We start from the raw sequence: 11,706 nt of genomic DNA on the forward strand, positions 1-11,706 counted from the left end.
GAGGCCCTACCCACGGTGTACGGTGGCGCCGTCCGACAGTGCCGAAGCGGTTTACCGCCCCCGAAACCCGAAACGCGGGCGGCGCGTTACGTTGGACATCCGGACCGTCGGTGCGACGGCGGGTCGAGAGCGGTCACTGCCCGGGCGCCGGCAGGCCACGAGCAGGAGTGAGGTCGGGGAGAGACGTGCCTAGCAATGCTGGAACCACCCGTCTGGTCATCGTCGAGTCACCGGCGAAGGCCAAGACGATCTCGGGCTACCTTGGCCCGGGGTACGTCGTGGAGGCCAGCTTCGGTCACGTCCGCGACCTGCCGCGCAACGCCGCCGACGTGCCGGCCAAGTACAAGGGCGAGTCCTGGGCCCGGCTCGGGGTGGACGTGGACAACGGCTTCCACGCGCTCTACGTCGTCTCCGCCGACCGCAAGCAGCAGATCAGCAAGCTGGTGAAGCTGGCCAAGGAGGTCGACGAGATCTTCCTGGCGACGGATGAGGACCGCGAGGGCGAGGCGATCGCCTGGCACCTGGTGGAGACGCTCAAGCCCAAGGTCCCGGTCAAGCGGATGGTCTTCCACGAGATCACCAAGCCGGCGATCCAGGCGGCGGTGGCCAACCCCCGGGAGATCGACCGCGACCTGGTCGACGCCCAGGAGGCACGACGGATCCTCGACCGGCTCTACGGCTACGAGGTTTCGCCGGTGCTCTGGAAGAAGGTCATGCCGAAGCTCTCGGCCGGCCGGGTGCAGTCCGTGGCGACCCGCATCGTGGTCGAGCGGGAGCGGCAGCGGATGGCGTTCCGCACCGCCGAATACTGGGACATCCTGGCCACCCTTGCCGTGGCCGACGCCGGTGAGGGCCCGCGCGCCTTCAACGCCACACTGATCGCGTTGAACGGCGACCGGATCGCCACCGGTAAGGACTTCGAGCCGACGACGGGTCGCGTCCGGGCCGGTGCCGGAGTCGTCCACCTCGACGAGGGCGGCGCCCGTGGGCTGGCGGCCCGACTGGAGGGGCGGCCGTTCACCGTCACCCGGGTCGAGGAGAAGCCCTACCGTCGCCGCCCGTACGCGCCGTTCATCACCTCCACCCTCCAGCAGGAGGCCGCCCGCAAGCTGCGCCTGTCGTCACAGCAGACGATGCGTACCGCCCAGCGGCTGTACGAGAACGGCTACATCACCTATATGCGTACCGACTCGGTGAACCTGTCGGAGACCGCCATCTCGGCGGCCCGCCGGCAGATCGTCGAGCTGTACGGCGAGCGCAGCGTGCCGCCGGAGCCGCGTCGCTACACCGGCAAGGTGAAGAACGCGCAGGAGGCGCACGAGGCGATCCGCCCGGCGGGGGACAACTTCCGCACCCCGGGCGAGGTCGCCAAGGAGTTGTCGGCCGAGGAGTTCAAGCTCTACGAGCTGATCTGGCGGCGGACCATCGCCTCGCAGATGACCGACGCGGTCGGTTCCAGTGTCTCGGTGCGCATCCGGGCGGTCTCCACCTCGCAGGAGGAAGCCGACTTCGGGGCGACCGGTAAGACGATCACGGACCCGGGCTTCCTGCGCGCGTACGTCGAGTCCAGCGACGACGAGAACGCCGAGGCCGAGGACGCCGAGCGTCGCCTGCCCACCCTGGTCAAGGACCAGCCGCTGACCGCCGACGAGCTGGCCGCGCAGGGTCACCACACCCAGCCGCCGTCGCGCTACACGGAAGCGTCGCTGGTCAAGGCCCTGGAGGAGTTGGGCATCGGCCGCCCGTCCACCTACGCGTCGATCATGCAGACGATCCAGGACCGGGGGTACGTCACCAAGCGCGGTCAGGCGATGATCCCGACCTTCCTGGCCTTCGCGGTGATCGGGTTGATGGAGCGGCACTACCCCCGCCTCATCGACTACGACTTCACCGCCACGATGGAGAACGAGCTGGACGAGATCGCCGGCGGTGACCACGCCGCTGTCGACTTCCTCACCGCGTTCTACTTCGGCAGCTCCAACGGTGCCGGTGACCAGGACATCGCCCGTTCCGGTGGGCTCAAGAAGCTGGTCACCGAGAACCTCAGCGACATCGACGCCCGCAGCGTCAACTCCATCCCGCTCTTCACCGACGACGACGGCCGCGAGGTCGTCGTCCGGGTCGGCCGGTACGGGCCGTACCTGCAACGGGAGCTGCCCGGCGGCGAGCAGCCGGCACCCGCTGCCGAGGGCGAGGAGGGTGGCACCCAGGGCGACCGGGCGCCGATCCCCGAGGGCCTCGCCCCGGACGAGCTGACCCCGGAAAAGGTGCACGAGCTGTTCCTCGGCGGCAGCGGCGAGCGCAAGCTCGGCGACGACCCGGCCACCGGCGAGCCGATCGTGCTCAAGTCCGGCCGGTTCGGCCCGTACGTCTCCAGCGGCGAGCGGAAGTCGTCGCTGCTGCGTACGCAGACACCTGACTCGCTGACCCTGGAGGAGGCGCTCAAGCTGCTCAGCCTTCCCCGGTTGATCGGTGTCGCCCCGGACGGCGTCGAGGTCTTCGCCAACAACGGTCGCTACGGCCCGTACGTCAAGCGGGGCGAGGAGTTCCGTTCGCTGGAGTCCGAGGACCAGATGTTCACCGTCGGCCTGGACGAGGCGCTGGCCCTGCTGGCCGCCCCGAAGACCCGTGGCCGGCGTGCCGCCGCGCCGCCGTTGCGTGAGATGGGTGTCGACCCGGCGACCGAGAAGCCGCTGGTGATCAAGGATGGTCGCTTTGGCCCGTACGTCACCGACGGGGAGTTCAACGCGTCGCTGCGGCGTGGGCAGACCCCGGAGGCGCTGACCATCGAGGAAGCCTCCGAGATGCTCGCCGAGAAGCGGGCCAAGGGTCCGGCGCCACGGAAGAAGGCGGCGGCGAAGAAGGCCCCGGCCAAGAAGGCCACCGCGGCGAAGAAGACGGCTGCGGCCACAAAGTCCACGGCCGCAGAGAAGACGACGACGGCCAAGGCGACGACGGCCAAGAAGGCCGCCCCCCGCAAGGCCGCGTCGAACACGGAGTAGCCCGACCCAACGAGATCTTGGAAGGAATCCGCCCCTGGAGGGGCACTTTCCTTCCAAGATCTCGTCGTTTGTCCACAGGGGCGGCCGGGCTGGGTGGTCGGGCGGAGACTTGACGGTTATGAGTCTTCGGGGGACGTCGTCGACGGCCGCCTACGGTCGCCGGCTGCCGAGCGATGACGCGGACGAGCTGACCTGGCTGCTCTTCCACCAAGATGACGTGCTGAGCCTCGACCAGGCGCGGCGGCACCTGTCAGCAAAGGCCATCCGACATCGCCTGGCGGCCGGGATGTGGCGACAGGTTCACCGGGCCGTGTTCGTCGCCCACAACGGGCCGGTCGGCCCCGACCAGTTCCGGTGGGCGGCCGTCCTCGCCGCAGGGCCGCAGGCGCTCCTCGGTGGCCTGACCGCAGCGCAGGCCGGAGGTCTACGGGGGTTCCCCGGTCGCCCGATCCACGTGCTGCTCCCCGCCTCCTGCCGGCGTGGCTCGATGCCGCCAGGTGTGTTGGTGCACCGGACCACGACATTGACAGATCGAGACGTGCTGGCCGTCGGGCAGCCTCGACGGACCATGCCGGCTCGTTCGATCGTGGACGCCGCCCAGTGGGCCGGCGATGACCAGCAGGCCCGGGCGGTCGTCGCCGCAGCATTCCAGCAACGGCTCGTGGCCGCCGACGACCTGCACCGGATCGTCGAGGCGTTGCCCCGGGTCCGCCGTCGTCAACTGATCCTGGCCACGGCTGCGGACGCCGCCGGAGGTGCGCACTCCTTGGCGGAACTGGACTTCGCCGGCCTGGTCCGTCGCGCGGGCCTACCGGAGCCGGCGCGGCAGAAGATCCGTTACGACTCGACCGGGCGACGGCGCTACCTGGACGCCTACTTCGAGCAGTGGAGAGTGCACGTCGAGATCGACGGCGGGCAGCACGTCGATCCGCGCGCATGGTGGGCGGACATGCGTCGCCAGAACGATCTGTGGATGGTCGGCGACCGCATACTCCGGTTCCCGGCCTGGGTGATCCGCGCTCACCCGGACGAGGTTCTCCGTCAAATCCTGGGGGCGCTGCGTGCGGCCGGATGGAGCGGCTGAAGATCTTGGAAGGAACCTGCCCCTGGAAGGGCCATTTCCTTCCAAGATCTCCAAGCCGGGCCGGCGGCCGGGCCGACGGCCCGGCCGGCGGGCCGGGCTTCGGGCCGGGGCTTTAGGCGCCGAGGACGTGGGTCAGGTGGGGGTTGGTGAAGACCCGGTTCGGGTCCAGGCGGTCGCGGACGGCCTGGAAATCGGCGAAACGGGGATAGGCCGCCGCCAGCGAGGCCGCGTCGCGATAGTGCATCTTGCCCCAGTGCGGACGGCCGCCCAGCCCGGCGGCCACCTCCTCGAAGGCCCGGAAGTACGGCTCGTACGGCATGCCGACGTACTGGTGCACGGCGATGTAGGCGTTGTCCCGCCCGTAGCCGTGGGAGAGCCAGATGTCGTCGGCGGCGGTGAAGCGCACCTCCACCGGGAAGAGCACCTTGAACGGCAGCCCGTCCACGATCCGCCGGAGGGCGGTGAGCGCCTCGGGCAGTGCCTCGCGGGGCAGGCCGTACTCCATCTCCATGAAGCGGACCCGGCGTGGGGTGCAGAACACCCGGTCGGAGCGGCCGGTGTACCGGCGTTCGGTGAGGGCGCGGGCGGAGATTGCGCTGATCCCCGGCGCGAGGGCGGGCACGGCCCGGCCGAGCCGGCAGGCCCCGGCGAAGACGGTGTTGGACAGGAAGTCGTCGTCCAGCCAGCCGCGCCAGCGGGACAGCGGCCGGTCGTCGGCGGGTACCCGGTCGTTGGCCTTGACCTGGACCCGAGACGTGTACGGGAACCAGTAGAACTCGACGTGGTCGTGGCGGTCGATCAGCGCGGGCAGTTCGCCGAGCACGTCGGCCATCTCGGCCGGGCGTTCGTGGGCGTGCAGGACGAAGGCGTCCACGCAGCGCAGGGTCACCTCGACCAGTACGCCGAGCGCGCCGAGGGACACCCGGGCGGCGGAGAGGACGTCGGGATTCTCGTCGGCGGAGCAGCGCAGCACCTCGCCGGTGCCGGTGACCAGGGTGATCGCCTCGACGAAGGTGGACAGGCACCCGTAGCCGGCGCCGGTGCCGTGGGTGCCCGTGGAGATCGCGCCGGCGACGGTCTGCGCTTCGATGTCGCCGAGGTTGGGCAGCGCGAGGCCGTGCCGGGCGAGCAGACCGTTGAGCGTGTGCAGGGTCATTCCCGCCGGCACGGTGACCAACCGGTGTGCGACGTCGACGCTGACCGGGGTGTCCAGCTCGGACAGTTCCATCCGGCGGTCGTCGGCGAGTGCGACGGCGGTGAACGAGTGGCCGCTGCCCGTCACGCGGATCCGACCGCCGGTGGCGGCGGCGTCCCGGACGGCTTCTGCGACGTCGGTCGGCGAGCCGGGGCGCAGGATCGCGGTGGCGCTGCCACGCTGGTTGCCGGCCCAGTTGGACCAGGTGGCGGTGAGCGATCCGGTGCCGACCATGCGCGCTCCTCATTCATGAATATGAACTGACTTCATATCAGGAACGTTCTACCTGGTAAATACCGCAATTGCGATCCGCTCGTTGTACCGGTAGTCACGGACTCGTGACGTGGAGATATGTTCATCCGTCGAAGGGGGGTGGCGCAGAGTGTCCACACCAGCCGCCACGACCGGTCCGCTGCGCCGCGTACCGGTGCAGGGTCGAAGTGTCGCGCGGGTACAGCGCATGTTGGATGCCTGCGCCGAACTCGTCGACGAGGTGGGGTACGAGGGGCTGACCACGACCCTGCTCGCCGAGCGGGCCGAGGTGGCGATCGGGTCGGTGTACCAGTTCTTCCCGGACAAGCGGGCGATCGTGCAGGCGTTGACCCTGCGCACGATGGAGTCCTACCTCCAGCGCCTCGACGAGCGGTTCGCCTCCGACGAGATGACCCACTGGTGGGACGGCGTCGACGCGGGGATCGACGAGTACATCACGATGCACCGCACCGTTCCCGGCTTCCGTACCCTGCACTTCGGCGACGTGGTCGACCTGCACCTGCTCGACGAGCAACGGGACAACAACGGCGTGATCGCCGACCAGTTGGCCCGGGTGCTCACCGAACGTTTCGGGCTCACCGACGTACCGAAGCTGCGTTTCGTCCTGGAGATCGCGGTCGAGGCGGCGGACGCGCTGATCAAACTCGCGTTCCGGCGCAAGTCCGACGGCGACGAGCGGGTGCTGCTGGAGGCGAAGGCACTGATCCGGGAGTACCTGCATCGGCAGGTCGACGGTTCGGACAGCGCTCAGCCCGCCGTCGAGCAACAGGCCCAACCCGCCTGATCCGTGCTTCCGGCCCCGGGGTGGGGCGACGGGTCAGAGGAACGCCTGCCCCTCACCCCGGTAGGTGGGCACGGTCCCCACGACCGCGTCCCCCTCGACCAGGTGCAGCTCGTTGACCCGTTCACACAGCTCACCGGCCTTGGCATGGCGGAACCACACCCGGTCGCCGATGCGCAGGGTGGCAGCCGCCGCGCCGGACAGCGGGGTCTGCACCTCGCCGGCGCCCTCGGTGCCGACCAGCTTGAGCCCGGCCGGCAGCCACGGCCGAGGTAGCCGGCTGTCGGCGGCCGGGCCGGAGGCGATCCACCCGCCCCCGAGCACCGTCGCCAGCTCGGGCGTCGGCCGGCGGACGACCGCGCAGGCGAAGAAGGCGGCCGGAGTGGGTCGCCAGGCGCGGTAGGCGTCGAACAGCGTCGGCCCGTACAGGCCCGACCCCGCGGTGACCTCCGTTACCGCGGGATCGGCGCTGGTCGCCGCGACGCTGCCGGTGCCGCCACCGTTGACGAACTCCAGGTCGGCGTGCTCGCGTACCGCGGCCACCGCCGCACCCCGGCGGGCCAGCAACTCGCGGTACGACCCGCGCTGGGCCAGCCTGATCGCGCCGGCCAGCAGCGTCTGCCCGGGCGGTGCGTCGCCCAGGCCGGCGATCTGCGCCTCGTACGACATGAGCCCGACCAGCCGGAAACCGGCCCGGCCGGCGACGGTGGCGGCGAGCGCGCCGGCCGCCCGTGCGCTGTGCACCGGTGAGCGGCGGACACCGACGTGCACCCGCCCCCCCATCGGCCGCCAGGAGGCGTCCAGGTCGAGGCAGAGTCGCAGCTCGGCGCGCTGCCCCGGGGCGCGGACGGCGTCGATCAGATCGACTTGTCCGGTGCCGTCGATCATCAGGGTGATCGCGGCAGCCAGTGTCGGGTCGGCGGCCAGCTCGGTGAGCGCCGCCCGGTCCGCGCTCGGGTAGGCGACCAGGACGTCGTCGCTCACCCCGGCGCGGACCAGCCAGATCGCCTCGGGCAGGGTGAACGCCATGATCCCCCGCCAGCCGGGTCGGGTGAGGGCGCGAGTGATCAACTCCCGGCTGCGCACCGACTTGCTGGCCAGGCGGACCGGCTTACCGGCGGCGCGCTCGGCCAGGGCGGCCGAGTTGGCGTCGAAGGCGGTGAGGTCGACCACGGCGTAGGGCGGGTCGAGGTGGGCGGTCGCCCGATCCAGGCGCTCGCGAAGTTTGTCGCTTTCGATGGCCACGTGTGCACGCTAACTGTCCGACGAAGAATGCGAAACACCCTCGCGTACGTCCGGGCTGCGGCCGGTAGCTCCGGCGGCCTAGGCTCAGCGAGCAGGAGAATGTCGCCCGGGGGGTGGCCCCTACCCGGGTCTAGAGTGTTGCACCGGAGGTGCCCAGCGATGGGCCGGCACGTGGAGGTACGGCCATCGAAAGCCAGAACAGCGGCGAGTCGCCCGGCGTGTCGCGATCGAGTGACCAGTCGGGCAACGCCGCCAACCCGTCCAGCGGTGGTCAGGTAGATCCGTCCGGTTATGCCGCCATCCGGTCCGTGCTGCGCATCCAGCCGTTCCGCCGGCTCTGGATCGTGCTCGGCGCCGCCTCCTTCGGCGACTGGTTCGGCCTGCTGGCCACCTCGGTCTTCGCCGCCTCCCAGGTCCAGGGCAGCACCGCGAAGGGCGCGGCCTTCGGTGGCGTGATCGCGATCCGCCTGCTCCCCGCGCTGGTGCTCGGGCCGATCGCCGGCGTGCTCGCCGACCGGTTCGACCGGCGCTGGACGATGGTCATCTGCGACGTGCTCCGGTTCGTGCTCTTCGCCTCGATCCCGATTGTGGCCCTGGTCGGCGCGAGCGGCGCGATGGTGGTCCTCTGGGCGACCGTCGCCACGTTCCTGATCGAGTCGGTCACGCTGATCTGGATTCCGGCCAAGGAGGCGGCGGTCCCCAACCTGATCCCGCGCGCCCGGCTGGAGGCGGCCAACCAGCTCACGCTGATCACCACGTACGGCCTCACCCCGATCCTCGCCGCGCTGGTGGCCGCGGCGCTCGACCGCAGCGTCCGGGCCGTCGCCGGCGGCGACCTCGGCTGGGCGGAGCCCGCCCAGCTCGCGCTCTGGGTCAACTCCTTCTCCCGGCTCGCCACCGCACTGGTGGTGGCATTCGGGATCAAGGAGATCAGCGAGGCGCAGACCGGCGAGCGGGAACGCACCGAGCAGAGCATGCGACGCCAGTTCGCCGAGGGCTGGACGTACATCGGCCAGACGCCGCTCGTCCGGGGCCTGGTGCTCGGCATCTTCGGCGCCTTCGCCGGCGGTGGCATCGTGATCGGCACGGCGAAATTCTTCGCGGCCTCGCTCGGCGCGGGTGACGCCGCCTTCTACCTGCTCTTCGGTGCGATCTTCGTCGGCTTGGCGCTCGGCCTCGGTCTCGGCCCGATGATCGTCAAGGAGATGTCCCGGCGTCGCTGGTTCGGCATGAGCATCGTGCTGGCCAGCGCCGCCGTGATGACCCTCGCCTTCGCCATCCACCTGTCCATGGCGATCGTCGGTGCGGTGCTGGTCGGCGCCGGTGCCGGGATGGCATTCCTGGCCGGCACCACGCTGCTTGGCGGCGAGGTGGCCGACGAGGTGCGCGGCCGGGTCTTCGCTGTGGTGCAGATCGGCACCCGGCTGGTGCTGATCCTGGCCATCGGGCTGAGCAGCGTGTTGGTCGGTGTCGGCGGCTCCCGCAAACTGACCATCGCCGACCTCGGCATCTCCGTCTCCTCCACCCGACTGCTGCTGCTGGCCGCCGGTGCCGCCGGCATCTTCGCCGGGATCAGCGCGTTCGGGCAGATGGACGACAAGAAGGGCGTCCCGGTCCTCGCCGACCTGTGGGGCTCCATCCGGGGTCGCCCGCTGATGCCCGCCGAGCCGTTCGTCTCCGCCGGGCTGTTCGTGGTGTTCGAGGGTGGCGAGGGTGCCGGCAAGTCCACCCAGCTCACCGCGCTCGCCGAGCGGCTGCGCGGTCACGGCCGAGAGGTCGTGGTCACCCGCGAGCCGGGGGCCACCGGCGTCGGGCGGCGAATCCGGTCGATGGTGCTGGACACGTCCGGCGACGACGCGCCCTCCCCCCGGGCCGAGGCGCTGCTCTACGCCGCCGACCGGGCGCACCACGTGGCCACCGTCGTCCGGCCCGCTCTGGTTCGGGGCGGCGTGGTGATCAGTGACCGGTACGTCGACTCGTCCCTGGCGTACCAGGGCGCCGGCCGGACGCTGCCCGTCGACGAGGTCTCCTGGCTCTCCTCCTGGGCGACCGGTGGGCTCAAGCCCGACCTGGTGGTGTTGCTGGACGTCGAGCCGCACACCGGCCTGTCCCGGGTGGCCTCACGCAACACCGGCACCGACCGGCTGGAGGCCGAGTCGATCGCTTTCCACGAACGTGTCCGGTACGCGTTCCTCGACCTCGCCGCCGCCGACCCGAAGCGCTATCTGGTACTCGACGCGTCCCGTCCGGCCGACGAGATCACCGCGCTGGTGATCCGGCGGGTCGAGGAGATGCTCGGCAAACCGGGCGGCATCGTGCACCCCCGTCCGGCGCAGGGCCCGGACACCTCGGTGCAGCCCGAGTTATCCGACGCGGAGCTGGTGACGATGGAGCACAAGACCTGATGCCGGACGTCTTCGCCGACCTGGTCGGTCAGGACGAGGCGGTGGCCGAGCTGCGCCGGGCCGCCGCCGCCGCGGCCGCCGTGCTGCGCGCGGGCGCGGCAGACCGGGCGCGCACGCTGGTCGCCGTCGGCGACGCCGACTCCGCGCTCGCTGGCCATGCCGCCCCCGGCGGGGTGGACCCGGCCGCCGGGATGACGCACGCCTGGATCTTCACCGGCCCGCCCGGCTCCGGCCGCTCGGTCGCCGCCCGGGCGTTCGCCGCCGCGCTCCAGTGCGTGCACGGCACCGGCTGTGGTGAGTGCCCCGGCTGCCGTACCACGATGGGCGGGACCCACGCCGACGTCCGACTGGTGGTGCCGGAAGGGCTCTCCATCGGCGTCAACGAGATGCGCGCGCTGGTGCTGCGAGCGGCCAGCACCCCCTCCGGCGGACGCTGGCAGGTGGTGGTCATCGAGGACGCCGACCGGCTCACCGAGGCCGCCGGCAATGCACTGCTCAAGGCGATCGAGGAACCTCCGCCGCGTACGGTCTTCCTGCTCTGCGCCCCGTCCACCCACCCGGACGACATCTCGGTGACCATCCGGTCGCGTTGTCGCGTCGTACCCCTGCGGCAGCCGCCGGCCGCCGCGGTCGCCGAGGTGCTGGTCCGTCGGGACGGCATCGCGCCCGACGTGGCGCAGTGGGCGGCGGCGGCCGCGCAGGGGCACGTGGGTCGGGCCCGTCGGCTGGCCCGCGACCCGGAGGCGCGCAAGCGGCGCGAGGCGGTGCTCGCGGTACCGCGCCGGTTGACAGGTGTCGGCGCGGCGTTCGACGCGGCGTCCGCGCTGATCGAGGCGGCCGAGGCGGAGGCCGAGGCGGCGGTCACCGAGGCCGACGCGGCCGAGCGGGCGGCACTGGAGACCGCGCTCGGCGCGGGCGGCACCGGTCGGGGCGCCTCCGGCGCGATACGGGGTGCCGCCGGCCAGCTCAAGGAGTTGGAGAAGCGGCAGAAGTCCCGGGCCACCCGGGCCCAGCGGGACGCGCTGGACCGGGCGCTCGTCGACCTGGCGGGCTTCTACCGGGACGCGCTCACCATGGCGCTGCGCGCGCCCGTCGCCCCGGTGCACACCGACACCGCCGCGTTGGCCGGTGCCGGCGCGCAGAAGTGGGACGCCGAGGGGGCGCTGCGGCGGCTGGAGGCCGTGCTCGCCTGCCGGTCGGCGATCGAGGCGAACGTGAAGCCGCGGATCGCGGTCGAGGCGATGATGCTCGCCCTCTGGAAGGGCTGACCCGCACCCTCCTGCCGTTGTCCACAGGCATCGACAGGCCCGATTGCTGTGCGGTACGGTCCGTGTGCCGTGGTGACGGTGACAGCACGCTGAGTGAGGAATCACCCGGGAGGAGTCGGCCGATGCCGCGGGGGGAGATCGACGAAGCCTGGATCGAGGAGGCGGTGCGGCGCTACCGCCGCATCGAGTCGCTACAGGCCGAGTTCGACCAGGCGGTGTCGACCGTCGAGGTGACCGTGCGGTCCCCGGACGGTCTGGTCGAGGTGGTGGTCACCGCCGGGGGGCGGATCACCGACGTCCGGTTCCTCGGGCCGCTGCACACCCGCAGCCCTCGGGATGTGGCCGGCTCCGTGCAGGCCGCGGTCACCGCAGCGGCCGACGCCGCCGAATGGGCCCGGGAAAAGCTGCACAACGAGACGTTCGCCGCCTACCGACCGCTCGCGGGAGCCTGAG

8 protein-coding genes are annotated in these 11,706 nt (G+C 71.4%); 6 read left to right on the forward strand and 2 right to left on the reverse strand.

Annotated features, from left to right (window positions below):
- The first annotated feature begins 185 nt into the window (after nt 1-185).
- A complete protein-coding gene (gene topA / locus O7614_RS03510; protein WP_278137053.1) occupies nt 186-3,002 on the forward strand; it encodes a type I DNA topoisomerase in 2,817 nt (938 codons plus the stop codon).
- Nucleotides 3,003-3,120: 118 nt separating this feature from the next.
- A complete protein-coding gene (locus tag O7614_RS03515; RefSeq protein ID WP_278137054.1) occupies nt 3,121-4,086 on the forward strand; it encodes a DUF559 domain-containing protein in 966 nt (321 codons plus the stop codon).
- Nucleotides 4,087-4,198: 112 nt separating this feature from the next.
- Here the strand turns inward: O7614_RS03515 and O7614_RS03520 are convergent, their stop codons facing one another.
- On the reverse strand, nt 4,199-5,515 hold the full coding sequence (locus O7614_RS03520) for a D-arabinono-1,4-lactone oxidase (RefSeq protein ID WP_278137055.1): 1,317 nt from the start codon (nt 5,513-5,515) through the stop codon (nt 4,199-4,201).
- Nucleotides 5,516-5,741: 226 nt separating this feature from the next.
- Here O7614_RS03520 and O7614_RS03525 point away from each other — a divergent pair, with 226 nt between their 5' ends.
- Nucleotides 5,742-6,338, forward strand: coding sequence for a TetR family transcriptional regulator (locus O7614_RS03525; protein WP_278142133.1), 597 nt, complete (start codon nt 5,742-5,744; stop codon nt 6,336-6,338).
- Between the two features lie 33 nt (nt 6,339-6,371).
- Here O7614_RS03525 and O7614_RS03530 read toward each other — a convergent pair whose 3' ends face one another.
- The gene (locus O7614_RS03530; protein WP_278137056.1) at nt 6,372-7,580 is read right to left on the reverse strand and encodes an amino acid deaminase/aldolase; all 1,209 of its coding nucleotides are present in this window, start codon (nt 7,578-7,580) and stop codon (nt 6,372-6,374) included.
- Between the two features lie 308 nt (nt 7,581-7,888).
- Here O7614_RS03530 and tmk point away from each other — a divergent pair, with 308 nt between their 5' ends.
- The 3 genes from tmk (at nt 7,889) to O7614_RS03545 (ending at nt 11,705) form a co-directional block, all read left to right on the forward strand.
- Nucleotides 7,889-9,985 (forward strand): dTMP kinase, encoded by a 2,097-nt coding sequence (tmk, locus tag O7614_RS03535; RefSeq protein ID WP_278142134.1) that lies wholly within the window; start codon nt 7,889-7,891, stop codon nt 9,983-9,985.
- The gene (locus tag O7614_RS03540) at nt 9,985-11,253 is read left to right on the forward strand and encodes a DNA polymerase III subunit delta' (protein ID WP_278137057.1); all 1,269 of its coding nucleotides are present in this window, start codon (nt 9,985-9,987) and stop codon (nt 11,251-11,253) included. The genes tmk and O7614_RS03540 overlap by 1 nt, the downstream gene beginning before the upstream one ends.
- Nucleotides 11,254-11,375: 122 nt before the next feature.
- Complete coding sequence (locus tag O7614_RS03545) at nt 11,376-11,705, forward strand: YbaB/EbfC family nucleoid-associated protein (protein ID WP_007454690.1); 330 nt, start codon at nt 11,376-11,378, stop codon at nt 11,703-11,705.
- Nucleotide 11,706: the final 1 nt, after the last annotated feature.

Origin of the sequence: Micromonospora sp. WMMD961 (genome assembly GCF_029626145.1) — a bacterium.
Classification (GTDB): domain Bacteria; phylum Actinomycetota; class Actinomycetes; order Mycobacteriales; family Micromonosporaceae; genus Micromonospora.

Coding starts and splice junctions, on each gene's coding strand:
- O7614_RS03515 (WP_278137054.1), top strand. CDS start 3,121: ATGAGTCTTCGGGGGACGTCGTCGACGGCCGCCTACGGTCGCCGGCTG.
- O7614_RS03520 (WP_278137055.1), bottom strand. CDS start 5,515: ATGGTCGGCACCGGATCGCTCACCGCCACCTGGTCCAACTGGGCCGGC.
- O7614_RS03525 (WP_278142133.1), top strand. CDS start 5,742: ATGTTGGATGCCTGCGCCGAACTCGTCGACGAGGTGGGGTACGAGGGG.
- O7614_RS03540 (WP_278137057.1), top strand. CDS start 9,985: ATGCCGGACGTCTTCGCCGACCTGGTCGGTCAGGACGAGGCGGTGGCC.
- O7614_RS03545 (WP_007454690.1), top strand. CDS start 11,376: ATGCCGCGGGGGGAGATCGACGAAGCCTGGATCGAGGAGGCGGTGCGG.